Here is a 25183-nt window from a genome sequence, read left to right on the forward strand (position 1 = left end):
TTTTGTTAAAGATTTTCTGTTTTAATGTGTTATTAAGGCATTAAAGTTAAAAAAAGATCTGAGTATCGGTTTATATGGCTTAGGATATTTGAGAGAATGTGCCAAGTAATCCCAATGAGATAGGTTATGGAAACGATTACTGTTGATCAGTTTTTAGATGCAACGGGCCTGCTATGCCCTGAACCTGTAATGATGCTTCATGCACAGGTCAGAAAAATGCAGATAGGAGATGTGCTGCATGTTAAGGCAACAGACCCATCTACAGAGCGAGATATTCCCAAGTTTTGTACATTTTTGGGACACGAATTAATTGGTCAGAGTCATCAGGGTCAAGTGTATGAATACTATATCCGAAAAGGTTCTGTCTGAAATTGAACAAATGCAATTGAAAATGGACGTTTTGCTTAACGAATGTGAGCAGCGTCTGAATAGTCTTGAGCAGAGCTTGTCTCAGCAGGAATCAACAGTCGAGAGAAAAATAGTGAGTGATTCAGCGTTAATTGAAACCAATAATGGTCAGCGTAAGCCAGTATCTAAAAATCGTGCGGCGAACTTGGCAGCGTTGCAAGCGTTAATGGAGCAGTACCCGACAGTTTTCTCTCGTGAGTCAGTAAGACCTCTGAAAATTGGCATTCAAGAAGACTTGGTTGCCGATGACAAGGTATCTAAGAGTAAAATCAAGCGAGCACTTGCGTCATATGTACGTTCTCCCCAGTATTTGAAAAGTTTACAAGAAGGGGTTGATCGTATTGGTATTGATGCTTCGCCTGCTGGAAAAGTGACGGCAGAAGAAGCAGAGCATGCTAAAGGGAAACTCAAAGAGTTTCATCAAATGCGTAAGCAGCGTAAAGCTGATCAGGAAAAGGAAGCGCGCCGTAAAGAAAAAGAAGAGCGATTAAGCTCAAAGCTTGATCAGTTGCTTACTCTGAATCGTCAAGCACGATAGGGGCACTGGGAAGCATCCCGCACTGATCCAGCAGTCTTTGCCAAGCTAGAGTATGTCGATCTCTGGCTTGGGTGTATGTTTGCCACAGTCCATCGGGATGTGTCTTGCTCAACACCTTTTGCTGATATTCTAGCATTGAATCAGGAAGTGTTAGGTTGGTAAGGATCAGCTCATGGCTGCTTAGCCAGCGTTCACCGAATTGATGCACTTGGCTTAAATAGGGTTGTAACTCGCCTGCGTAAAAATTCAGAAACACATTTCTAACAATGGCCGATTGATTGTTGGGTTGTTGGTTGAAGCATATGGCCCTGCGGTCTAAGCGGGCTTCGATACCCTCTGCAACTTGACTAAGTGTGTAGGTGAGCCAATCTATGCTTGTTAACCACTCACCTCCCGATGCATTTCGATACAAAACTTCGTAATATTTTTCTATATCCTGAATCATTCTTGGCTCTGGCCATTCACTTAATTGAGTCAGTTCGCTGATCCGAATGAAAGCACCTAACGCAGTTTCTATGTCGCTAATACGGCCTTGGCTTTCGAGAGGAAGAGCCGTCTTTGCTAACGAAAACTGTTGCTCCATTTCTGAGCTGGTGTAAATACTGTTCCAGATCAGCTTGGGCAATTCTCGCTCTTTGTGAGCAATGATTTCATTGACTCTGTTGACAAAAGTCGATGAATTTTCGTGTGGATCTGCCATTAACTGTCTTCTGCAATCATAGAGTGCTGGTAGGAAGCGTAACTCGTAGCGCAATTGTTGAGATGGTTGCATCACACGGCCTAGATTGCTGTTACGTTCAGAGATGAGTGGCAGCAAGTTACATTGTCTGAACTCCAGTACATCCAGTAAGCCTTCCCGTATAGGAGCAATTTCAAGAAGTCGCTCTCTGCGCAGGGGGAAGGCGGGAAGTCTTGCGGCTGTGTTGGGTTTAAACTCGATAGGCTGATCTAGCGCGTTGCTGACACGGGATACGTAGTTTTCCAGCATTTTCTCAGCGCTAGGTTCTGCGCATCCTATCAGGGATAGGCAAGCGGTCAGTAGGCTAGCGGCTCTGATATTCATGTTTGGATACTCGGTGTAGTCGGCTTAGTAGCATTACGGCACCAAAGCTCAGTCCGATCAACAATCCATACCAGAACCCAGCAGCACCTTGAGCGGGCAAGATAATATCGGTTAATCCTAAAATATAACCGGACGGCAGCCCAATGATCCAGAAGGATACAAAGACCAATAGTAAAGGGACGGCGGTGTCTTTATATCCGCGAAGTGCGCCCGCTGCGCTGACTTGAATGGCGTCTGAAAATTGAAAAAGAGCGGCTATGAGCAGTAGTTGTGAGGCCAGTGAGACGATATTCGTTTCTGAAGTGTAAAGACCAACAATTGAGTGAACAAATAGAAAGATAAACAAGCAGGTGAAAAATGCGATAACCAGTGTTAAATAAATGCCGGTAAAGGCGGCTTTGCGCGCCTCGAGTATTTGATTGGCACCAGCAAGCTGCCCCACTCGAATCGTTAGGGCCATTGCGATACTCAGTGGAATCATAAAAATTAGCCCCGTAAAACTGATTGTAATTTGGTTAGCAGCAATCACTGTTTCGCCATGAGGGGCAATGAGCAATGCGATGACACTAAACATGCTTGACTCAATGAGTAATGCAAAGCCGATAGGTGTGCCAAGTTTTAAAAAGGTGATGAGTTGAGATGGGATAGGAGTCTGCCATTTAAAGCTTAGACTTAAATGTGCGAAAAATTTGCTTTTGTTTAAGTAAATAATGCCTGCAAATAGCATGATCCACATCACTATAGCGCTGGCAATGCCACAGCCCACGCCACCTAAAGCGGGTAATCCTAGTTTTCCAAAAATGAAAATATAGTTAAGGGGTATGTTACACAGGAGGCCGAGCAGTGCAATTTTCATGACGGCTTTTGTTCTTCCATGGCCTTCACTAAAGCCACGAATGACTTGTAAGAGCAGTAACGCTGGAAATCCCCATGAAATAGCAGCTAAATAGCCTTCGGTTTTGGCTTGTAGGCTGGGTTCGAGAGAGAGTCTCGACAATATAAATGAGGTGTTCTGCAATAGAATGACTGAAACAGCGCCTAAAAAAAGTGCGACCCATATGCCTTGGTAAAAAGTCGAACGGATTTGTTTGTTATTTTGCGCACCAACATGGTGAGCCACGATAGGGGTGGTCGCCATGAGAATCCCAGCCAAGGCTAAGAAAATAGGAAGCCATAGACTGCTGCCAAGCGCGATTGCCGCGAGGTCTTCGCTGCCAGCTCGTGCAGACATCAGAGTGTCGACGAAGCCCATAGTGTTCTGGGCGAGTTGGGCTATCATGATTGGCCAGGCCAGCATTAAAAGGCTTTTGCTTTCATGCAATATGGACTTTGTTTGATTGGGGCTGGATCGCATGGTCTGAACTTATACTTGGTAAAAATGGGGGGAGTGCCAATAAAAAAGGGCACTTTCAGTGCCCTATAGTATGCCATAAGTTAAAACGGATATCAGTCGAGTCGTGCCTTGACGTAGCTACCTGGTGCAGCTTCAATCACAGTGTGATTGGTGTTGCCGTATTCCGCTGGAGCATCAATTTTCTTGCCAGCGCGTCGTTTTACCCATTCCGCCCAGTTAGGCCACCAAGAGCCCTCTTGCTTTTCGGAGGTTTCGAGCCAGTGATCAGGCCCTTTTCCGAGTTCGCCTTTGGTCCAGTAATGTCTGCGGTTTTTGGATGCTGGGTTAATAACGCCAGCAACGTGGCCACTGGCGCCTAATACGAACTCCATGGGCCCTTTAAACAGCTCGGTGGCGGCAAAGGTGCTCTTCCAGGGAGCGATATGATCTTCAATGGTGGATAAGAAGTAGCAAGGGACTTTGATTTTGCTTAAATCAATGGGTTCGCCACAAATAGACACACCATTAGGCTCAACAAGCTTGTTCTCTAAGTACATTTTTGTAATGTAAAAAGTGTACATGCGAGCGGGTAAGTTGGTTGGGTCGCTGTTCCAGTAAAGGATATCGAAAGGCGCGGGTGTTTGGCCTTTGAGATAGTTGTTAACAACATAGGACCAAATCAAGTCGTTTGAGCGAAGCATATTAAATGAAGTTGCCAGCTCACGACCGTGCAAAATTCCTTCTTTATTGACTTTTTCTTTCAACTGTTTGACTTGGTAGTCATCAATAAAGACCTTAAGATCGCCCGGATCACGGAAATCTGTCAGGGTTGTTAAGAAGGTTGCTGACAAAACACTGTTGTCTTTCCGGTTAGCCATAACAGCAAGCGCTGTTGCTAACAAGGTTCCGCCAACGCACCAAGCAACTGCATTTACTTTTTCAGATTGGCTGATTTCTTTGGTAACTTCGATTGATTTTAGTACGCCGCGCTCAACGTAGTCGTCCCAGCTTAGTGTTCTCATTTCTTTACTTGGGTTGACCCAGGCGACTAAGAAAACGTTATGTCCCTGTTCAACACAGTATTTGACATATGAGTTGTGCGGCTGTAAATCGAGAATGTAAAACTTGTTGATGCTAGGCGGTACAATCAAGAGAGGCTTTTCAAAAACCTGTTCACCTTCCGGTTTGTATTGAATCAACTGGAAAATATCGTTTTGGAAAACCACAGCACCTTCAGTGGTAGCGATGTTTTTGCCTAGCTCAAATGCAGACTCGTCCGTCATGGTGATATGACCTTTGTCGATATCGCCAAGCAGGTTCTTTAAGCCATCAACTAAGCTTTGTCCATTGGTTTCAATAGCTTGATTGATAACTTCTGGATTGGTGAACGCAAAGTTAGTTGGAGACATAGCATCCAAATATTGCTGAGTGTAAAACTCTAGCTTTTGTTGCTCTGCATCAGAAAGCTTTGCATTGGCTGCCATTTCTGTCAACATTTTTGATGACAACAAATACGATTGTTTGATGTAATCAAACACGGGGTTTTTAGACCACTCGTCGCTCTGGAAGCGGCGGTCGCCCGGAGAAGGTGCTGCAACCGTCTCAGTCGTACCTGTAAACAAGTTGCGCCAAAGATTAAGTTGAGCTTGCTGGTAATCAGCAATGGCTTTAATCCATACGGTTGGGTCTTTCAGTGAACGGGTAGCAAGATCGGTCCAAGTCTGGGTGAAGTTGCGGAAAATATCATCCCCCCCCGTTGCCGAATACATCTCAAGTATTTTGCTGGTTTCTTGGCTAACATACTCGATAAACTCGTGAGGATCAGAAACTTTACTGTTCTTTTGTTCCATAATATACGCCTATCTGTCCGGAGGGTTGTCTGATCAGGGTGTGATCACCATACACCTTATAGCATGCGATGTTTGAATGACATTATCATTAAGGTGAAAGTGCGTAAACCCCGAGTGTCGTGTTAATGTTATTTAAGCGCGACTCGTAATCCTCTATTTTACAAATATGTTGGAAGGTTAGATGTTGAAACTTGAGTTAATGAGTACAGAAGGATGTCACCTGTGCGATGAAGCTGAAGCCGTTTTGCTGCTGTCTTTACCTGCTACGGAGGTTGAGATTGACTGGGTTGATATCGCATATGATGATGCGCTTATGGATCAATTTGCGACGCGTATTCCCGTGCTTTATTGCCCAGCAACAAATCACGCGTTGGATTGGCCGTTTGCTCAAGAGGATGTCCACGCCTTTCTGACGTCCTTGTCAGAAACCTAAGCATTATTCCTAAATCTTGCTTAGGTCAGTGGGATGCTGTTTTAGCGATTTGAGTACCAAGCCAGTTGTCTTTGCTCTTCTTGGCTGAGTACGCTGGCCGTGTAGTTATGCATTTCCGCGTAGATGACACCAAATGTCAGAACATTTTGCACGTACTGGCGTGTTTCATCAAAGGGGATAGTTTCTACCCAAATATCCAAGGGTAAATGTCCGCGAGCCGATAACCATTGGCGAACACGGCCAGGGCCAGCATTGTATGCGGCGGTAGCATGTACGCGGTTCCCATTAAAAAAACCGAGCATCTGGGAAAGATACGCTGAGCCTAAGCGAATATTCGTGTTAGGTTCGTTTAAGCGCTCCAGATCGTCTAATGGAATCTCAAAACGTCTTGCCGTTTCGCGTGCCGTGGCAGGCATGAGTTGCATGAGTCCTCTGGCGCCAGCACCTGAGCGTGCGACATTTTGAAATGCGCTTTCTTGGCGGGTAACGGCCAGAGCCCAAGCGGGGTGAATATTAAACTCACGTGTTGCCTCAGCGAAGAGGCGTGCGTGTGGAGCAGGGAAACGTAGCTCTAAATCATCCCAGCGATCACTCGCAATCGCACCGCGGATGCCTTGGAAATACCAGCCCCAAGATTTAAAAAGATGTGCTGCGATATGCAGCTCGTGATCAGAAAGATGTGCCGTAACATGATTCCATTCTGAGCGTGCCAGATCTTCAAAGCCTAATTGATAAAGCTCATGAATGCGTTGCATTGCAGGAAGGTTCCGAATGCGCTCAATTTCAGCTGCTGAGGCTTGTTTGGGTTGGTGATTGATTGAGAAAGGCTTGCCCTGCATTTCTGCGGCTATAAATCCGTAAAAGCTTCGATCTGCAACCAATGTTTGTATGAGTTCAGGTGTTGGGCGCTGATTCAAACGCACTTGACTCACCATTTGCCAGTATTGCCAGCGTGGTGTGTCTTTAAGGTGCTCTGGGAGGCGTTGAATCAATTGGCTAACAGTCGTCCAGTTTTGTTCGGTTAAGGCTAAGCGTATGCGCCATTCCGTCAGCTCTGGAAAATTAAAGTTCGGGTCAAGTTGGGCCAGTAATGCGGGTGCATTGGCATGGAACCCTTTTGCATAACGAACGCCGTGTCTAACGGTAATGGCTTCTTGTTCTTCAGTAGGGATAGATAGGCTCCGTGTTAAGGAGAGCCAAAGTCTTAAAGAGCCCTCTAAATCGTTAGGGGCAAGCTTATTGACTGCGAGCATTGCTAGTCGGCGATGATGGGGTGTGTTGAGAGTGAGCTGACTAGGCTGTGCTTGCAAGGTTTCAGGCGAATTATAAATTGACCATATCAGGCTAACATGAGCTTTATCCTGCTCGCGTGTAATAAATCGTTCAGCATAGCGTGCAATGCCTATATTGTCGGCTTCGAGCGCCTTCATGAAACGGTCAAACGCCAGTTCGCGAGAGATGCCTTGTTCATTGACCCAGGTGTCAAATAGAGGGTCACAGGCATTGTTCTGAGATTGGCCAATATTCCAGAGTTGCTCTGCTTGACGAAACGCGGATGCTCTATCGCCCTGTGCTAGCGCCGCTCTGGCAGCAAAACAATTTAGTCTTGCATTTGGATGTTTTACCCTTGGGTAAAACTCAAGAAAGCTATTCCAGCGCTGTTGTTGGCCCAGTTGCGATGTCCAGCTTAGGAGTAGACGATTATAGAGAGGGGTACCTTGATACTGATCTAAGAGTTCTTCAACTTCGCCAGCATTGAGTCTTGGCAGAAGCTTGGACTGTTCTGAAAAGGTTAAATAAGGGAGAAGCGGATAGTTCTGCAGTTGCTTCACGCCATTGATATAGTCGTTTTGATTGCCTGTTTCCAATGCGTTTAATGTTGATAAGTAAAGAGTTCTTTGACTCTCAAGCGAAGGGTTGGCTTGAATACAGGATGAGAGCAAAAAGCTAGCCGTAAGCGCGCAAAAAAACTTGGTACCAGGCACGATAAGATGACTCCGATTATTTAACACTAAATTAAATAGAGTGTAGCGTTTTTTTAAGCTTTTAGAGAAGAGATTAGGCCGATTTCATGTCTTTAGGGTAGAATAGCGTTTTTTTGATTCAAGACTCTTGAGAATTTCATGTCACTGATCCGAATAGATTCGTTGTCGCTTGCTTTTGGTAGACAAATTATCCTAGACAACGCTTCCTTGCAGATAGAGGCGGGTGAGCGTGTTGCGTTGGTCGGCTTAAACGGGGCTGGCAAGTCAACTCTTTTAAAACTGATTAATAATGAGCAACAGCCTGATAATGGCACCTTATGGCGAGCGCCGTCTTTGCGTATTGCTCAATTACCACAGATGTTGCCTGCTGCCGATGAGCGTCCGGTTAGAGATGTTGTGACCTCAGGATTGGCGGATGTTTTAGCGCTGCGTGAGCAGTATGAAACCTTGGCCATGACTGCCGGTGAGTCCGATATGCGTGAATTGGATCGCCTGCAGCATGCCTTAGAGGCGGTTGACGGTTGGCAGTTAGAACAGCGTGTTGACACGATTATTGCGAAATTAGGCCTAGATCCAACCAAAAAAATGGCTGAATTGTCCGGTGGTTGGCGTCGTAGAGCGGCGCTAGGCGCTGCCTTGGTTCAAAATCCTGATTTGTTGTTGCTCGACGAGCCAACCAACCATTTGGATATTGAGGCGATTGAGTGGATGGAAAAAATGCTGCTGGATTTTCAAGGCGGCTTACTGTTTATATCCCACGATCGCTCATTAGTTGAGCATTTGGCGACAACTATTCTTGAATTGGATCGCGGCATTTTGACGCGTTTTCCAGGCAGTTACAGTCAGTATTTAGAGCAAAAGCAAGCCTTGTTGGAAGAAGAGGCGCGGCACCAGGCTGAGTTTGATAAAAAGCTCGCCCAAGAAGAGCGCTGGATACGTCAAGGCATTAAAGCGCGCCGCACGCGCAATGAAGGACGTGTAAGAGCTTTAGAAAAAATGCGAAAAGAGCGTTCTGAACGACGTATGCGCCAAGGCAATGCAAAATTTGGGATGGATGAAGCGCAGCGTTCAGGCAAGTTGGTGACTGAACTGGATGCGGTTTCTAAATCGTTTAAAGGCGAATGTTTGATTGATACACTTTCAATGAGCATTCATCGTGGTGATCGCATCGGTTTGATTGGTCCCAATGGAGCGGGTAAAAGTACGTTATTAAAGCTCTTGCTGGGTCAGCTTGAACCAGACTCCGGAACTGTGCGCTTGGGAACCAAAATGGAAGTGGCGTACTTTGATCAAATGCGTGATGCGCTGGATCCTGAAAAAACCATCATAGACAATGTGTCAGGCGGTCGAGAAAGTATTGAAATCAATGGCCGCGCCCGTCATATCATCAGTTACCTTTCTGATTTTTTGTTCAGTCCTGAGCGCTCAAGAACGCCTGTCAAAGCGCTCTCGGGCGGGGAGTGTAACCGGGTGCTTTTGGCAAAAGTATTTAGTAAACCTGCCAATATCCTTGTCCTTGATGAGCCAACCAATGATTTGGATATTGAAACCTTGGAGCTTCTGGAAGAAATCTTATTAGAGTTTCAAGGCACCTTGTTAATCGTAAGCCATGACCGAACCTTCTTAGATCATGTCGTTACCAGCACCTTGGTCTTTGAGGGTGAGGGTAGGGTGCAGGAATATGTGGGTGGCTATCAGGATTGGCTGCGTCAGAGGCCAGTGTTGGATAAAACCACCAGTGTAAAGTCTGGCGCCGTTGCTTCGACGCAGCAGTCGGATGGAGTCTCTTCCGCTGCAGAGTCAAAAAACGCACCCGTACGCAGTAAGCTTAGCTACAAGCTTCAACGCGAGTTAGAAACGCTGCCAGGTCTTTTAGAAAACGCAGAAGCCGAGTTGGAAAAAATGCGACAGATTTGTAGCGCTCCTGATTTTTACAATCAAGATCGAGATCTGATCGCTAGCCAACTGCAAACGCTTCAAGAGCTTGAGCAAAAAGCAGAACAGCTGATGGAGCGCTGGTTAGAGCTAGAGGCTATGTAGGTGGATAGCCTCAAGCGACGTTAACTCTGTACCCTAATGGCTAGAACATCGCATATGGCGCCGTGCAGGACGCCATTAGCCGTTGAGCCAAGCAGTAGCGCTAAGCCGTGACGCCCGTGACTGCCGACGACAATAAGGTCGGCGTTGATTTCTTTGGCAACACGGTGTATCTCGGACTCGGTATGCCCAGTCACGATATGGCGTTGCTCCACGGGCTGATCAATCGCGGCGCACAGGGTATCAAGTTTTTGTTGAGCATGCTCGTCCAGTTGCTCTTGGATGGTGGATAGGTCCATAGGGACATCCCCACCATACGCAAAGGTCAGTGGTTCAACAACATGAATGATGTTGAGGGCCGCGTCATAACGTTTGGCAAGATCAGCTGCTTTGGTTATGAGTTGCGCGGATTCATCGGACAAGTCAATGGCTAACAAAATGCGGTTATAAGTGCTCATGTTAGTATCCTTTCTCAGTCTGGTCTAAAAATGACGCAGCCTAAGTGCGTCGATGTGTGTACTTATAGGATAGCAGTATGGAATGGGTAATCTCTATAGTTGTAATGCTTTCATTGGTCGGTTCTGTGATGTGGATCAAACCTAGCCCAAGAGAGCGAATGCAATCGCGAATTCGCCTGCATGCGCGAGCGTTGGGCTTCATTGTGCAAATAGCAACGATCGAAACGCCTCGGGCCAAAGGGGAAATGGATGTTGAACGAAAACGTCTGCCTGCTTATCGGATTCTAAGAGCCGATTTATCACGTGATGAAAAAGATCACTGGAAATCTTGGCAGGTTTTTCGGGTTGAAAATGTTGCCAATCAAGGTCTACCAAGCCAATGGTCCTGGAAGCGGGGGGAGGGTGTTTTAACGTCTGAGCAATGCCAATTGTTATCTGCGTTAATTGAGTCTTTGCCCGAGTCTGTGTTCGCGCTTGAGTCATCGCCTATGCATTTTACTGTCTATTGGCGTGAGTCGGGTGGGCCCGAGGTACTCGATCAAATTAAAGCGGCTATCCAGCCTGTTCTACAGGCAAAGTTTTAAGAGGAATATGATGTTAAATCCAAAACCAGGTCGTTATCGGCATTTTAAAGGGGCTGAATACGAAGTCATTGAATGTGCTCGTCATTCCGAAACCGAAGAATGGTATGTCGTCTATCGCCCTCTGTATGGCGACAGAGGGCTCTGGATTCGTCCTGTCACACTTTTTTGTGAAGACGTCGTCGATAGTAATGGCAATAGAGTGCCTAGGTTTCAGAGCGTAGCAGCGGGCTTATAGCTGACGCTGCTTTTGCTCATGATAGGTTTCCATCGAGTCAGCCAGTGCCCCACGTCCAAAATCTTTTCGTGGTTGTAGCAGGTCGAGCTGGGCTTGAACCTTATCAAGCCTATCTTGCTTTTGTCTTTTCGGAACGGTGGCTCGAACCAGCATGGCTTTTGCATGTTTTAGGTGAGCTAGAGCCGTTAGTTTATCATTCTTCTGTATTTGATCGATGGCGTGCGTGTAGTGCGCATCGGCTACTAGCGTAATGTTCAGCCAGTAGAGTTCCAATTGATAAGATTTTGCTAAAGATGCAGTAATTTTTCCTTTACTAACCATTTCGCGAAAGAGTTTTTCCGCAAAACGTATGTAAATCTGAGCTTTTCTTACCGCACGATCATTGGTGAAGGCTTCGGGCTTGGGGCGGGCTCTGTCGGTCGAATCCTTAATTTTGCTGATATCGGTCATCAAGTCAGAGTCAGGGGCTAAAATACCTATTTCTTCTATTAGCGACAAGGCGTGTTGATTTAGCTTGTCAATAATGTCAGATCGACAGTTAATTTCCTTTAAGACAGATAGTGCATTAAGTGTATGTTCTGACTGGTCTTTTAGCCATTTCATCCGCGCACTTTTCGCAGCTTTCTCTTCTTCACGTGTCGTAATAACATAGTTCAATATCAGCGCTAAAAGTCCGAGCACTGCGATTAAAAAAAGAAAAATGAGGTTGTCACTGGGCATTCTGTTTGGCACTCTGATAGGTAAAGGTTAACAGCATTGAACCTATTATCGTTTTTTTTTCGTAAAGATAAACTGAATGAATTATACAACTTTACTTGACCCGCTGCTAAACAGCACTTATATATGCACCCATGTTTCAGGGCAGACATCTGCATTTAAGGATCTAGTTTAATGGGAAAGACCCTCGTTATTGTCGAGTCTCCGGCAAAAGCCAAGACGATCAACAAATACCTCGGTAGCCAGTATGTGGTTAAATCCAGTGTGGGCCACATTCGTGATTTGCCCAGTAGTGGCAGTGGTACTAAAACCGATCCTAAAGAGCGGGCGCGCCAAGCCGCTTTGACACGCAAGCTTTCTCCAGAAGAAAAAGCTGAGAGTAAAAAGCGCAAATCACATGAGCAGCTCATTCGAAGAATGGGGGTTGATCCAGAGAATAACTGGGATGCTCGCTATGAGATTCTGCCAGGAAAAGAAAAAGTTGTAGAGGAATTAAGAAAATTAGCCAAGTCGGCAGATGCCATATATCTCGCAACGGATTTGGACCGCGAGGGGGAGGCAATTGCTTGGCACTTGCGTGAAGCCATAGGCGGAGACGAAACACGTTACAAACGCGTGGTCTTTAACGAAATCACCAAAAAGGCGATTCAAGAAGCCTTTGAAGAGCCAGGTGATCTTGCCATGAGCCGTGTTAACGCCCAGCAAGCGCGGCGTTTCCTTGATCGAGTCGTGGGCTATATGGTATCGCCACTGCTCTGGGAAAAGGTTGCTAGAGGCCTGTCGGCGGGACGGGTGCAATCCGTTGCGGTAAAGCTGGTTGTCGATCGTGAGCGTGAAATTCGTGCGTTTAACCCAGAAGAGTACTGGGAAGTGTTCGCTCAAACTCAATCTGCTCAAGCAGACCACCTGCGCTTAGGGGTTGCTAAGTACAAAGACGCTGAGTTTCGTCCAACCTCTCAGTCAGAGACGAACCAGTATTTAGATTTGCTCAAAACGCAAACCTTTACTGTGGTTTCGCGTGAGGATCGAGCGACAAGTAGCAAGCCATCTGCACCCTTTATCACCTCAACACTGCAGCAGGCGGCCAGTACTCGGTTAGGTTTTGGCGTTAAAAAAACCATGATGATGGCGCAGCGTCTATATGAAGCGGGCTACATCACCTACATGCGTACGGATTCAACCAATCTAAGTGCCGATGCTGTGGAGTCTTGCCGAGAGTATATTCAGAGTCAGTTTGGTGAAGCGTATTTGCCAGAGGCGCCTGTTCGTTACTCAAGCAAAGAGGGAGCGCAAGAAGCGCATGAGGCGATTCGTCCCTCGGATGTGACTCTGCTGCCCAAAGATTTATCAGGCATGGAGTCTGATGCTGAGCGGCTTTACGATTTGATTCGGCGTCAGTTTTTGGCTTGCCAGATGATGCCTGCCTTGTACACCAGTACGCGCTTAATCGTGCATGCAGGAGAATTTGAGCTTTCCACTAAAGGACGTATTTTACGCTTTGATGGTTACACCAAAGTGATGCCAAGCAAGTCTAAAGGCGATGAAGACGTTATTTTACCAGACTTGAAAAAGGGTGAAGTCTTAGCGCTTGAGTCACTTGATCCTAAACAGCATTTTACCAAACCAGCTCCTCGTTACACAGAAGCGAGTTTAGTTAAAGAGTTGGAAAAACGTGGAATTGGGCGGCCATCAACCTATGCCTCGATCATATCCACCATTCAGGATCGAGGTTATGTTGAATCTCAATCCAGACGCTTCTACGCTTGTAAAATGGGCGATATAGTGACAGAGCGGTTGAATGAAAATTTCGCCGATCTGCTGGATTATAGTTTTACGGCACGAATGGAGGCCGACCTAGATGAGGTCGCTCAAGGGGAATTAGATTGGCGAGAGTTGCTCAATCGTTTCTACGCTGATTTTGTTACACATCTTGAAAAAGCTCAAGATGATGAGCATGGAATGCGCCCTAACACTCCGACACCCACGAATATCGATTGCCCTGAGTGTGGCCGTAAAATGATGATCAGAACCGGTAGCACGGGCGTGTTCTTGGGCTGCTCGGGGTATAACCTTCCGCCAAAAGAGCGCTGCAAATGTACGATTAACCTCATTCCGGGTAATGAAGTGGTCAGTGCTGATGGAGACGATGAAGAAGAGTCTCGGATTCTTCGCAACAAGCATCGTTGTCCATTATGCGGTACGGCGATGGACTCCTATCTGGTTGATGAGGGGCGCAAGCTGCATGTATGCGGTAACAACCCGGATTGCAGTGGTTACGAGATTGAAGAAGGCCATTTTCGCATTAAGGGGTATGATGGCCCGAGCATTGAGTGCGATAAATGTGGCTCAGATATGCAGTTGAAAACAGGGCGTTTTGGTAAGTTTTTTGGTTGCACCAACTCGGCTTGTAAAAACACCCGTAAGCTGCTTAAAAATGGCGAAGCCGCTCCTCCGAAAATGGACCCAGTGCCGATGCCTGAATTGGCATGCGAAAAGGTTGACGATACCTATATTTTGCGTGACGGTGCCAGTGGTTTATTTTTGGCGGCCAGTCAGTTTCCAAAAAACCGAGAAACACGTGCACCTCTAGTTTCCGAGTTATTGCCTCATCAAGCGGAAATTGATAGCAAATATTCGTTTTTATTCAGTGCGCCTGTTCAAGACAGTGATGGAAATCCGACAATCGTTCGTTACAGTCGTAAAACAAAAGAACAGTACGTCATGACGGAGGTAGAGGGTAAAGCAACGGGCTGGAAGGCATACTTTACTGGTGGTGTCTGGAAAGTGGATGCACCTGCTAAAAAATCTAGCAAAAGTTAATAGGGCCGCCAAGTGGGCTAGGAGAAAATAATGGCAGAAGTATACCTTGCTAGAACCAATCAGAAACTGACGTTTGCACGTTTGCATTTAGAGGCATTGGCAAATGCTCAAGCGTCTTCTGGATGGAGTAAGCATGCGTTGATTGAGTCGTATCAAGAGTCTATCTTGTTCCACCTGATGTCAGCTTATGTGTCTCTTCTCAGAGAGATTGCAGAGCGTTATCGGGTGAATGCTCAGAGCATTAAAGAAATCCATACGTTGCAGCAGGCTTTTGATGCGGCAGGATTTGAGTCTTCAGAGTTGTCTGAGTTGGTTGCTTTGCAAGAAAATCCGGCGAGCTGGTTGCATAAGCTGCATAATGCCTACGAAGCTTGTTGGATAGCAACAGATAAAGCGAAAGTGGCATCTGCAGAAACGAGTTTGTCGGAAATTCAAGTCATGCAGGTTAACCCTGATCACTCAGAAGACAGTGGAGTCTATCAGGAGTATGCTTCTTGGTTAACTGAGTTTAGAACACTCATTGAACGCCAAAGAGCGGGTATGCAGGAGTGGTAGGTTGTTCGTTAACGTCCGGTTAAAGCGTAACCGGACGTTAAAAAAATCAATATTAGCATTGGACGTTAAGGTTTAACTGCCTTGTCGAATGACACCGACACCTATGCCTTCAATGACAAACTCTTCTTGACTTAGATCGACCAAGATTGGATCAAACTCTTCGTTTTCTGCAATCAATTTTACTGTTTTGCCATGACGCTCAAAGCGTTTTACGGTCACGTCGTCGCCAATACGGGCCACTACGATTTGCCCATTGCGCACGTCTTGAGTTTGATGCACCGCCAGTAAGTCCCCATCGAGTATGCCAATGTTTTTCATGCTCATGCCGCGCACTCGAAGTAAGTAGTTTGCAGCTGGAGTAAAAAAATCCGGAGCGATTGCACAGCGCCGCTCAATATGTTCAACGGCAAGAACTGGAGACCCCGCCGCGACAGAGCCAATGACAGGCAGTTGATTGTTGTCAGTGTCGGCCTCTGGATCAGGCTCTACGTCGGGCAAACGTATTCCCCTAGACGTATTCTGTATCATCTGGATTGCACCTTTTTTTTGTAAAGCTTTTAGGTGCTCTTCAGCCGCATTGGCTGACTTAAAGCCGAGTTTAAGCGCGATCTCGGCGCGAGTGGGTGGGTAGCCTGTGCTTTCGATGTGTTGACGTATACAGTCCAACACCAATGTTTGTCGTTGAGTTAATTTCATGTTTTTGCCTGTTTTTGTGTACAGTTACTGCATTTTTGTACAGTATTTTCACTAGGTCAAGTATTATCTGTTTGTATATCCAGTATTTTGTTAAAATACGCACTAGGTTTATGAGAGGGGCATGCGTTTGCTAGATGAGTCAATAAAAACAACGATCCAACAGACTTACTCGCGTTTTTTGGAAAGTCGTGGTTTGCGTGCACGTTCTGCCCAAAAGCAAATGATTGCAGCCGTTGCACGGACATTGGGCAGTATTCGTTTTGATGATCAAGGCAAACGCCTTGGAGAAGCGCATGTCGCTGTCATAGAAGCCGGAACGGGAACCGGTAAAACCATTGCGTATCTGTTAGCAACGCTGCCAATTGCAAAAGCCAAAGGATTAAAACTAATTGTTTCGACTGCCACCGTTGCCCTTCAGGAACAGTTAGTGAATAAAGATCTTCCTGAGCTTTTACAGCATTCTGGGCTGGAGTTTCGTTACACGCTTGCGAAAGGGCGGGGGCGATACTTGTGTTTGTCTAAAGCAGAGCAACTGTTGGAGCAACAGCAGGTGATGGGGCAAATGGCGCTCTATGCCGATGAAATTGAACAGCGTCTAGAGCCTCAGGTGCTGGCAGACGTTCAAGGCTTAATGGAAGTCTATGCGGCTGGTCAGTGGGATGGTGATCGCGATCGATTGGAAAAAGCCGTTCCTGACGACCGTTGGCAGTTGCTAACCAGTGATCATATGCAATGCACTAATCGGCGTTGTCTGAACTTTAGCGTTTGTCCTTTTTATCGGGCCCGCGAGAGCATGGACGAGGCAGATCTGATTATTGCAAACCATGATTTGGTGTTGGCCGATTTATCCTTAGGCGGCGGAGCGATTTTACCGGAGCCCGGTAAAACGCTTTATGTATTTGATGAAGGCCACCATCTTGCCGACAAAGCAGGCAGTCATTTTTCGTATGCCATGCGTATTGAAGGCAGTATCCGATTACTGGCCAATCTAGAAAAAAAACTGCTGCAATTTAATGAGCAGGCGCGCGTCCCCTTAATTGAAGATTTAGTGAGTCGTTTTCATCAACCGGTGAGCGATTTACTCTTAGTCTTGGGTACATTTAAAGATTTAGTCCAAGCACTCGCCTATAATGACGAATCAGGACGCCTACCACGACATCGATTTGTGGGTGGGCGACAACCGGATGATTGGCTTGGCCCGGCAAAAGAGTTGTCGATGGGGTGTGCTCGTCTAGAAACCTTGTTTGAGCAGTTAGTTGGAGTTCTTAAAGATGCAATGGAAGGCAGCATCAAGGATATAGACCGGCGTCTAGCCGAGGGGCTTTTTCCACTGATGGGGATGTTCTGGGGCCGCATTCAGCAGATTGGCTGGTTAGCTGATTCTTATGCTAAAGTGGATGCAGAAGGAAAAACACCAGTGGCACGTTGGGTGGTTAAACATGACTCGGCGGGCTATACGGATTATGAGTGTTGCAGTAGTCCGGTATCGGTTGCCGCAACTCTAAAAGAGCATCTTTGGAATCCATGTTTTGGTGCAGTCTTAACCTCAGCGACCTTAACATCGCTGGGTAATTTCGATCGGGTAAAAATAGGGTTAGGATTGCCCTTTGAAAGTCATTTTTTGCAATTGAACAGTCCGTTTGACTATTTCAATGCCGCCACTTTAGAAATTCCAGCGATGCGGAGCGATCCAAGCTCCGTTGCAGAGCATACAGAAGAAGTGGCAGACTTTCTCAAGGAATATCTGATAAATACAAAGGCTGTGCTGGTTTTATTCAGTTCGTGGAAGCAAATGCTGACAGTGCTTGATAGAATGGATGAAACAATAAAGAATAGGCTTATGGCTCAAGGTGATTACCCCAAGTCTGAAATTATTCGTCGGCATCGTGAGCGTATTGATCAGGGGTTGGAAAGTGTGATTTTTGGGTTAGCCTCCTTTGCTGAAGGGGTCGATTTGCCCGGAGATTACTTAACCGATGTTATCATCACCAAACTGCCTTTTAGTGTGCCGGACGATCCCGTTGATGCAACGATGTCGGAATGGATAGAGCAAAATGGAGGTAACGCTTTCATTCAGTGGACGATTCCAGCAGCTTCAATGCGTTTGACGCAAGCTGTGGGGCGCTTGTTGCGAAGCGAGCAAGATCAAGGACGAGTGATCATTTTAGATAGACGTTTGGTGACAAAACGATATGGGCGGCAGTTGTTGAATGCATTGCCGCCGTTTCGTCAAATATTTTAACCAAGCGTCAACGTAACTTAATTAGATAGATAACAGTAGGCATGACTTTGAATACAGACGTTAACCTTTCCGAGTCCAGTGAAAACACCTCGAATACTAACCGTAAACCGCGTCGTAAACGCCGTGATCCGCGGTCCGAGGGTGCAAAAAAATGGACTCCTAAAGAGTTCGTTGTTCCTGAAATGCTAGATAAGAAGCGATTTCACGATTTTAATCTGCCCGACGATCTTATGCATGCCATTGCTGATCTCGGTTTTGAATACACAACACCGATTCAGGCAGCCACCATTGAATTGGCTCTGCAAGGAAAGGATCTTATTGCAAAGGCTCAGACCGGAACGGGGAAGACAGCCTCATTTTTGATCGGCATTATTACCGATTTACTGGATTATCCACTGTCTCAACCCCGAAAGTTAGCAGAGCCTAGAGCGCTGATTATCGCGCCTACGCGAGAGCTGGCTTTGCAAATTGCGGCCGATGCCACTTCATTAACAACGCATACCGATTTGAATGTAGTGGCGTTAGTTGGTGGAATGGATTTCGATAAGCAACGCAAAGCTCTATCCGCGAAGGCGGTTGATATTGTCGTGGCAACACCTGGGCGCTTAATCGACTTTGTTAAGTCAAAAGATGTGGATTTGTATCAAGTTGAAGTTTTAGTGCTCGATGAAGCAGATAGAATGCTCAGCATGGGCTTTATTCCCGATGTCAGAACCATTATTCGTCATACTCCACGCAAAGGTCCAGAGCGACAAACCTTACTTTACAGTGCAACCTTTTCAGACGACATCATGCGTTTAGCGCGTCAGTGGACCGTAGACCCTGTGCAAATTGAAATCGAATCAGATGCCCAAGTATCTGACACTATCAGTCAGAAAGTGTTTTTAGTTGCGTCGGAAGACAAGTATAAGTTGTTGCGTAACTATCTGCGTTTAAATCAGATAGAGCGCGCCATCGTGTTTGGAAATCGTCGCCATGAAACGCGTGCCTTGGCAGAAAAACTGCAAAAGGATGGCCATAAGGCGGCGCTGATGTCGGGTGAAATACCTCAGAATAAGCGCGTTAAAACCTTGGATGATTTCCGTAATGGCAAAATACAAGTTCTAGTCGCGACAGATGTGGCTGGGCGAGGTATTCATATCGATGGTGTGACTCATGTCATCAACTATCAACTACCAGAAGATGCTGACGATTACGTACATCGTATAGGCCGGACTGGACGTGCGGGGGCATTGGGTACGTCAATTTGTTTTGCGTGTGAAAATGACTCATTCCTGATTTCTGAAGTGGAAACGGGAACGGGCGTTAAGCTTGAGTGTATCCATCCAAGTCCAGAATTACTGGAAGATCCAGATGCGTTTAAACTACGTGATGAAACCCCAGAAGCTGTGGACACTTTGGAATTGCCACCAGCAGAAACTGAAGCCTTGCCGTCAGCGGATCCGTTAGAGGCAGTGGAAGAGACAGCTGCGCCACTGGAAGTGGAGATTAATGCTGATGAACCATTGAAGGCAGCGCAGGAATTGCTTGATGAGTCGCCTGAATTATCGCCGATTGAGCAACCTGAAGACGATCAGGTTTTAAAGAATACTCAAGACATCCAAGAAGTTCAGGAGGTTCAGGAGGTTCAGGTAGTTCAAGAACCTCAAGAACCTCAAGAATCTCAAGAATCTCAAGAATCTCAAGAATCTCAAGAATCTCAAGAATCTCAAGAATCTCAAGAATCTCAAGAATCTCAGGATCAGGAATCAGCTCCCGACGAGATGATTGCACAGTCGGCGGAACCTGAACCTGAGGGGCGAGTCGAAAACAAGCCAGAAGAAGCATCAGCGCCAAGCAAGCCACAAGTACCTTGATGAGATTGTCCTATGGCAGAGGTTGAAGACAAACATAAACTGCGTGGGTTAAGCCGCATAGTAGGTGTTGCGTTGAGTGCGTTTTTCGCTGCGGTGGGTATTGCGGGATATCAACGCACTCAAGACGCGATGCAGCTGCTGTTGTTTCTAGGTTTAGCAGTCGTGGCGTTTGTATTGGTTAAGTTATTGTTTATGGGTATTAGTCGGTTGTTGGATCAATTAGATCAGACATCCAAGTAAGTTGAAGGAGTGGTTACTTTGATTCAATCCAATCAGCCAATTGCTGTGCTCGGCGGAGGAAGTTTTGGCAGCGTCATCGCAAACATGATGGCGGAAAAAAACCTACCTGTCCGTCTGTGGATGCGAGATCAAGAAAAAGCAGATGTGCTGAACTCAACACGAGAGAACGCGCGTTATTTGCCAGGCTACTCTTTAGCGCCGTCGTTGGAAGCAACGGCGGATCTTGCCTATGCTTTGGAGTCGGCAAGGCTTGTCTTCGTTTCAATCCCCAGTAGCGCCTTTCGGAGTGTAGTGGCTGAAGCTGCCCCTTTTCTGCGTGATGGTCAGCTATTGGTGAGTACGACCAAGGGGATCGAGGCGGATACCTTTTGTTTAATGAGTGATATCTTAAAACAAGAAGTTCCCAATGCAAAAGTAGGCGTATTGAGTGGACCGAACCTAGCCAAAGAAATTGCCCAGAGACAGTTGGCGGCAACCGTCATCGCCAGTGAAGATGAAGAGGTGAGGGCGCAGGTGCAAGCTTTGTTGCACAGTCCATATTTTAGAGTTTATGCCAGTACTGACACCTATGGTGTGGAGCTCGGAGGAACCTTAAAAAATATTTATGCTATCGCAGCGGGGCTTAGTGCGGCATTGGGTATGGGGGAGAATACTCGGAGTATGTTAGTCACGAGATCACTGGCTGAAATGAGTCGTTTCGCTGTATCTATGGGTGCAAATCCAATGACGTTTTTAGGGCTTGCAGGTGTAGGTGATCTCATCGTGACGTGTATGTCGCCTTTAAGCCGTAACTACCGAGTAGGGTATGCGTTAGGTGAGGGAAAAAGTCTAGACGAAGCAGTTTCCGTGCTAGGTGAAGTGGCGGAAGGCGTGAATACACTTAAACAAGTTCGTGATAAATCGATTGAAAAAGACATTTATATGCCATTGGTTTGTGGTTTGTATGATGTTGTTTTTAAAGGGCTACCTGTTAAAGAAGTGGCGCGTAACATGATGTTGAATGTGCAAAGCACGGATGTAGAGTTTGTGTTAGCGCGCAGTGAGGTGGTCAGTTAATTGGTGTCTTTACTGCAACATCTTAATAAGGATATTCATGCAAGAAACCCACTATAAATTGCCTCACATTACCCTGTCTGCTTTGGTTCAAGGTGAGGCAGGGTTGCCGCCAGTTCTCGCTTTACATGGCTGGTTGGATAATGCGGCAAGTTTTAGAGCGCTTGCAAGGCATTTGCCTCAGGTTCATCTTATAGCGGTTGATTTTGCGGGGCATGGATTTTCACAGCATCGACCCAAGGGGGTTCCGTATTACCTTTGGGACAATGTTTCGGACATTATGGCGTTAGCCGATCATTTGGGTCTTGAGCGCTTTCATTTGCTTGGGCATTCCATGGGAGCCTCGGTATGTAGCTTAATTGCATCTCTATTTCCAGAGCGTGTGTTGTCGGTAAGCTTGATCGATGGTGTCGCCCCCTTAACTGACGAGCCTGGTGACTTGCCGAAGCTGATGGCATTAGCAATGCAGCAGTATCAACGTGTGGCACAAAAGCGGCAAGTTGGTTACTCGCGTTTTGAAGATGCAATTGAGGCCAGAATGCAGGGACGTTTTCCTTTACCTGATCAAGTGTCTGCCGTGGCGCTTTTAAAGCGTGCATTGACGATGCGGGATCAGCGTTGGTATTGGCATACAGATCCAAGATTGCGTTTAGCCTCTATTTTACGCTTGTCGAATGCTCAGGTTCAGTCTTTACTGAAACATATTCAGGCTCCTGTTTTGGTGTGTCTTGCTGAGAATGGAATCGCAACTGAGGTAACCTATTCCCTTATAAAACTCGTACCTAATCACCGAATAGACGTTAAAGCTGGCCAACACCATTTTCATATGAAAAATGAAACGGCTGCCCAATTAGCTTGTCTTATAAATGAACATATTACGACAGCAACACGTTGAACCTACGTCTCTAAAAACAACAGGGGTTGTTATGCAAATTTTACGTTATGTGTTAGTGGTGAGCCTTTTTTCAGTTTTGAGTTGCCCTGCGGTGTTTGCTCAGCAGCCTTCTGGGTTACCTGAATGGTTTGAAGTCTTTCCTTTGTCGTCTCTCGAAATGAGAACTCAGAAACATGATCCCGACTATTTGTTGGCTTTGAGTCAGATTACTCGGATACAAGGGTTGTTACGAACTCAAAATGAACGTCGCCTCAACGGGACATTAATTCGACATACATGGCAGTTGGCATCGGGTCATGGTCCTGAACAAGGATTCGATCATGTAAAACTGCAACTGATAGAGCAGGGGGCGAACATACTGTATGAGTGTAGCTCTCGACAATGTGGTGCCAGTAATTTGTGGGCCAACCAAGTATTTGGCTATTCCAATCTATTAGGACTCGATAGCAGTCAATATTACCTCGCTGCCGAAGTCGAAGCGGGACACATGGCTCTCTATGCTGTTCGAAGAGGTAATGGGCGAGTGTATTTACATTTGGATTATATAGTGGATCCAAGTCAACCCGCGGCTTCTCAACCTGCAGCTCCTGAGCCGCAAGTGAGTGAAAACGATGCTCGTTTGGACGCGTCTGAGAGTTCATTCGATCTTTCTTGGTCAATGTTGATGGAGTCGCAGGGCTTTGCCCAGTTACCAGGTTGGCCAGATAGATCAGAGGAGGCCAAAGCCTCGTTAAAGAACTATATGGACCAGAATCCAGCGCAGCGTTTGCGGGTCGTGTTGCACCGAGCTAGCTTTTCCACTGAGCCATTATTGACTCAAACAAATGCCGAAGCTCAGTCTTTCTTGAACGATCTAGTCAATTTGGGCATTAATATTGACCGTATCGACATATATGGGGCTGGTTCTTTAGCGCCTGAAGCGTGGCAGGGGCAGAAATCTTCAGCTACGGTTATGGTGATCAGAGAAGATTAACGTTAGGCTTTACAGGCCTTTAGGTTTAAGCGATCTTTATGCTAACTAAGATCGCTTATCTTTATTGCGCTTCAACAGCACGTAAACAGCTCCAGTGCCACCGTCTTTAGGTTGAGCTGATGTAAATGCTAATACCTGAGGAATTTGTTGTAACCAATCATTCACGCAAGACTTAATCATTGCCGCTTGCCCACCTTCACTGTAGGCTTTGCCATGGACCACGATGACACATTGATGTTCAAGTCTAACAGCATCGCGAATAAATCGGCTTAGCTCATCACGGGCTTCATCAATAGAAAAACCATGTAAGTCAATGCCTTGCTCCCAAGGAATATGGCCTTGACGGAGCTTTTTGATGCGGTTGATCTGCACACCGGGTACAGCAAAAATCAACTCTTCTTCAGACTCCACTAGTTTAGAGACCTCTGAGGACAAACCATCGACAAGCGACTCCTCCTCTTTGCTTGCCACCCAACGACGATACGCCAGCTTCGGGTCTTTGCGAGCTGAAAAAGATGGGCGTAAATCAGCTTTGGTATTTTGTATGGGTTTGACGTCGGACATCAAACTTGCAAAATCGAGTTCATCATCAGTAGGGGGCATTTTCTAAAACTCTGTTATCGTATTCAAACGCTTAATTCTACTGTATAAGGTCTGGTATCAAAAGGGCGGTTGCTGGCAATTTGCGAAGCCAGGCATCTCTGTCGACAAGCGTTGAGAGTCCCTTCAGTCGATACCATAACCATCTGGCATAAACAGCGAGCAAACAGTACGGCGGCTGTCAGGTCGGCACTTGAAAAGTGATCTCCTGCCAGATAGCGTCCTGAACGATAGATCTCACTGATGTCACCTAAACAGGTTTCAACTGTCTGACGAGCGGGATAACTGGTTTATCCGTTTGATATGGAAACCGTGTATCAGATTGCAGGTTTTGTAGTCGAGTCCTTTCAGATCGAGCGCCCAGCATACCTTTTCACAATCATGTGGAATAGGAAATTGATAGAGGGTGATGTCAGTCATGCTTTAAAGTCCGGTTTCATATGACAATCTTGGGTTCTAACATCTGATCCAGAGTGTTGCAAATTATAATAGACCAAGATATTCATCAGGCGACATGGGACGATGAAAAAAATACCCCTGACCGGAATGGCAGCCCCAGGAAGCGAGCAGATTCAACTGCTCCTCCGTCTCAATCCCTTCTGCTGTAGTATGGATGTGCAGATCGAGGCTCAGTTGAATCAGACTACGACATAACGTCTGGTTCGTCGGATTACTGTCCAGGTCTGACACGAACAGGCGGTCAATCTTGATTTCGTCTGGCCGCAGGCGGTGGATGTTTTGCATGGAACTATAGCCAGCGCCGAAGTCATCTATCGACAGACTAAACCCTGCCGATCTCAGCAGGGCTGCATTATCAACGGCTAGCCCACTGTCACTGACGACCGATGTTTCGGTAATCTCCAGAACGATGCTCCTTGGTGAAATACCATAGCCCTTGCAGAGTTCGATGACACCCGTCGCAAAATTTTGCTGCAGCAGATCGCGTGCAGAAATATTGATGGCCAGCGTTGTTCCATGCAGTTGATTTGCATGCTGCTGCATCCAGCTCAACACTTGATGCAACACCAGTTGTGTCAGTTGATAGATCAGCCCCACATGTTCGGCCAGCGGGATAAAATCTGCGGGTGACACCCAGCCCAGCGTCGCATGATGCCAGCGTAATAATACCTCTCCACTGTTGATCTGGCCTGTCGACAGGACTATTTTGGGTTGGATTTCAAAGTGAAAGTCATGATTGCGGATCGCTTTGCTCATTTCAGCCACCAGCATCAACTGTCGATGCTGGCGTGATTGCAGGTCTTGCTGATAGGGGCTCCACAGGTGCGTTGAGCGCCAGTTGGCGCGAGCAGCCAGCTGTGCATGCTGATAAAGCATCGTCACATCCATCGTATTCAGATCGCCTGATGCCACACCGATAGAGAACAGTTGTTGAAACTCAAGCTGTCTAAGATGGATCGTCTGGTTCAGTACGGGCTCAAGATGCTCAATAATCGCTCCTGGGCTGTCCACCTGATAACACAGAAACACCAGGTCCCGCTCTGTTAGCCTAGTTGTCCACTTGGCGATTTAGCCTTTTATAATTCTTTGAGCGGGTGGAATGAGAACTGTTATGCCTCGTTATTCCAGTGAGCGTAAAGCTTCAGTACTAAAG

Annotated in this window: 22 protein-coding genes and 1 pseudogene; 14 read left to right on the forward strand and 9 right to left on the reverse strand. The window is 46.5% G+C overall.

Annotated elements, in window-relative coordinates; all coding sequences use genetic code 11:
- Positions 1 to 126: 126 nt before the first annotated feature.
- Positions 127 to 369: a sulfurtransferase TusA gene (gene tusA / locus DN062_RS12075; RefSeq protein WP_112159575.1), complete on the forward strand. Its 243-nt coding sequence runs from the start codon at positions 127 to 129 to the stop codon at positions 367 to 369.
- Entirely contained in the window at positions 338 to 946 is a 609-nt protein-coding gene (locus DN062_RS12080) for a ProQ/FINO family protein (protein WP_239995780.1), read from the forward strand. The genes tusA and DN062_RS12080 overlap by 32 nt, the downstream gene beginning before the upstream one ends.
- Here DN062_RS12080 and DN062_RS12085 read toward each other — a convergent pair.
- From DN062_RS12085 to DN062_RS12095, 3 genes are all read right to left on the reverse strand, one after another.
- Positions 921 to 2009 carry a DUF3080 family protein gene (locus DN062_RS12085; protein WP_112159576.1) on the reverse strand — a complete coding sequence of 363 codons (1089 nt, stop codon included), beginning with the start codon at positions 2007 to 2009 and terminating at the stop codon, positions 921 to 923. The two genes, DN062_RS12080 and DN062_RS12085, sit on opposite strands and share 26 nt — an antisense overlap.
- Positions 1990 to 3363 carry an MATE family efflux transporter gene (locus DN062_RS12090; RefSeq protein WP_112159577.1) on the reverse strand — a complete coding sequence of 458 codons (1374 nt, stop codon included), beginning with the start codon at positions 3361 to 3363 and terminating at the stop codon, positions 1990 to 1992. The genes DN062_RS12085 and DN062_RS12090 overlap by 20 nt, the downstream gene beginning before the upstream one ends.
- Positions 3364 to 3455: 92 nt before the next feature.
- Positions 3456 to 5192, reverse strand: a complete 1737-nt coding sequence (locus DN062_RS12095) for a PHA/PHB synthase family protein (RefSeq protein ID WP_112159578.1) — start codon at positions 5190 to 5192, stop codon at positions 3456 to 3458.
- 181 nt (positions 5193 to 5373) lie between these two features.
- Here DN062_RS12095 and DN062_RS12100 point away from each other — a divergent pair, with 181 nt between their 5' ends.
- Positions 5374 to 5625, forward strand: a complete 252-nt coding sequence (locus tag DN062_RS12100) for a glutaredoxin family protein (RefSeq protein WP_112159579.1) — start codon at positions 5374 to 5376, stop codon at positions 5623 to 5625.
- A gap of 41 nt (positions 5626 to 5666) precedes the next feature.
- On the opposite strand, the gene DN062_RS12105 is transcribed toward DN062_RS12100, so the two are convergent.
- Complete coding sequence (locus tag DN062_RS12105; RefSeq protein WP_112159580.1) at positions 5667 to 7610, reverse strand: transglycosylase SLT domain-containing protein; 1944 nt, start codon at positions 7608 to 7610, stop codon at positions 5667 to 5669.
- Between the two features lie 138 nt (positions 7611 to 7748).
- On the opposite strand from DN062_RS12105, the gene DN062_RS12110 reads away from it, so the two are divergent.
- A complete protein-coding gene (locus tag DN062_RS12110; RefSeq protein ID WP_112159581.1) occupies positions 7749 to 9650 on the forward strand; it encodes an ATP-binding cassette domain-containing protein in 1902 nt (633 codons plus the stop codon).
- A gap of 20 nt (positions 9651 to 9670) precedes the next feature.
- Here DN062_RS12110 and DN062_RS12115 read toward each other — a convergent pair whose 3' ends face one another.
- A complete protein-coding gene (locus tag DN062_RS12115; RefSeq protein ID WP_112159582.1) occupies positions 9671 to 10105 on the reverse strand; it encodes a universal stress protein in 435 nt (144 codons plus the stop codon).
- Positions 10106 to 10182: 77 nt separating this feature from the next.
- On the opposite strand from DN062_RS12115, the gene DN062_RS12120 reads away from it, so the two are divergent.
- Both DN062_RS12120 and DN062_RS12125 read left to right on the forward strand, forming a co-directional pair.
- Positions 10183 to 10689 (forward strand): hypothetical protein, encoded by a 507-nt coding sequence (locus tag DN062_RS12120; protein WP_112159583.1) that lies wholly within the window; start codon positions 10183 to 10185, stop codon positions 10687 to 10689.
- Positions 10690 to 10699: 10 nt separating this feature from the next.
- Positions 10700 to 10924 (forward strand): DUF1653 domain-containing protein, encoded by a 225-nt coding sequence (locus DN062_RS12125; protein ID WP_112159584.1) that lies wholly within the window; start codon positions 10700 to 10702, stop codon positions 10922 to 10924.
- Here the strand turns inward: DN062_RS12125 and DN062_RS12130 are convergent.
- On the reverse strand, positions 10919 to 11644 hold the full coding sequence (locus DN062_RS12130) for a DNA topoisomerase I (protein ID WP_112159585.1): 726 nt from the start codon (positions 11642 to 11644) through the stop codon (positions 10919 to 10921). The two genes, DN062_RS12125 and DN062_RS12130, sit on opposite strands and share 6 nt — an antisense overlap.
- A gap of 171 nt (positions 11645 to 11815) precedes the next feature.
- Between DN062_RS12130 and topA the strand changes: the two genes are divergently transcribed.
- On the forward strand, positions 11816 to 14461 hold the full coding sequence (gene topA, locus DN062_RS12135) for a type I DNA topoisomerase (protein ID WP_112159586.1): 2646 nt from the start codon (positions 11816 to 11818) through the stop codon (positions 14459 to 14461).
- A 30-nt stretch (positions 14462 to 14491) separates the two neighbouring features.
- A complete protein-coding gene (locus tag DN062_RS12140; RefSeq protein WP_112159587.1) occupies positions 14492 to 15016 on the forward strand; it encodes a DUF6586 family protein in 525 nt (174 codons plus the stop codon).
- 72 nt (positions 15017 to 15088) lie between these two features.
- Here the strand turns inward: DN062_RS12140 and lexA are convergent, their stop codons facing one another.
- Complete coding sequence (gene lexA, locus DN062_RS12145; protein ID WP_112159588.1) at positions 15089 to 15712, reverse strand: transcriptional repressor LexA; 624 nt, start codon at positions 15710 to 15712, stop codon at positions 15089 to 15091.
- A gap of 121 nt (positions 15713 to 15833) precedes the next feature.
- Between lexA and dinG the strand changes: the two genes are divergently transcribed.
- The 6 genes and pseudogenes from dinG to DN062_RS12175 all read left to right on the forward strand — a co-directional run bounded on the left by dinG (position 15834) and on the right by DN062_RS12175 (position 22971).
- On the forward strand, positions 15834 to 17954 hold the full coding sequence (gene dinG, locus DN062_RS12150) for an ATP-dependent DNA helicase DinG (RefSeq protein WP_239995781.1): 2121 nt from the start codon (positions 15834 to 15836) through the stop codon (positions 17952 to 17954).
- A gap of 41 nt (positions 17955 to 17995) precedes the next feature.
- Positions 17996 to 19297, forward strand: a pseudogene (rhlB, locus tag DN062_RS12155) (ATP-dependent RNA helicase RhlB); the annotation flags it as partial.
- 525 nt (positions 19298 to 19822) lie between these two features.
- A complete protein-coding gene (locus DN062_RS12160; protein WP_112159589.1) occupies positions 19823 to 20050 on the forward strand; it encodes a hypothetical protein in 228 nt (75 codons plus the stop codon).
- Between the two features lie 18 nt (positions 20051 to 20068).
- Positions 20069 to 21106: an NAD(P)H-dependent glycerol-3-phosphate dehydrogenase gene (locus tag DN062_RS12165; RefSeq protein WP_420811672.1), complete on the forward strand. Its 1038-nt coding sequence runs from the start codon at positions 20069 to 20071 to the stop codon at positions 21104 to 21106.
- 37 nt (positions 21107 to 21143) lie between these two features.
- The gene (locus DN062_RS12170) at positions 21144 to 21998 is read left to right on the forward strand and encodes an alpha/beta hydrolase (RefSeq protein ID WP_112159590.1); all 855 of its coding nucleotides are present in this window, start codon (positions 21144 to 21146) and stop codon (positions 21996 to 21998) included.
- Between the two features lie 31 nt (positions 21999 to 22029).
- Positions 22030 to 22971 carry a DUF4892 domain-containing protein gene (locus DN062_RS12175; protein WP_162301299.1) on the forward strand — a complete coding sequence of 314 codons (942 nt, stop codon included), beginning with the start codon at positions 22030 to 22032 and terminating at the stop codon, positions 22969 to 22971.
- Positions 22972 to 23016: 45 nt separating this feature from the next.
- Here the strand turns inward: DN062_RS12175 and DN062_RS12180 are convergent, their stop codons facing one another.
- Complete coding sequence (locus DN062_RS12180; RefSeq protein ID WP_112159592.1) at positions 23017 to 23574, reverse strand: Smr/MutS family protein; 558 nt, start codon at positions 23572 to 23574, stop codon at positions 23017 to 23019.
- A 480-nt stretch (positions 23575 to 24054) separates the two neighbouring features.
- A complete protein-coding gene (locus DN062_RS12185) occupies positions 24055 to 25041 on the reverse strand; it encodes an EAL domain-containing protein (RefSeq protein ID WP_133256759.1) in 987 nt (328 codons plus the stop codon).
- Positions 25042 to 25183: the final 142 nt, after the last annotated feature.

Origin of the sequence: Nitrincola tibetensis (assembly GCF_003284585.1) — a bacterium.
Lineage (GTDB): Bacteria > Pseudomonadota > Gammaproteobacteria > Pseudomonadales > Balneatricaceae > Nitrincola > Nitrincola tibetensis.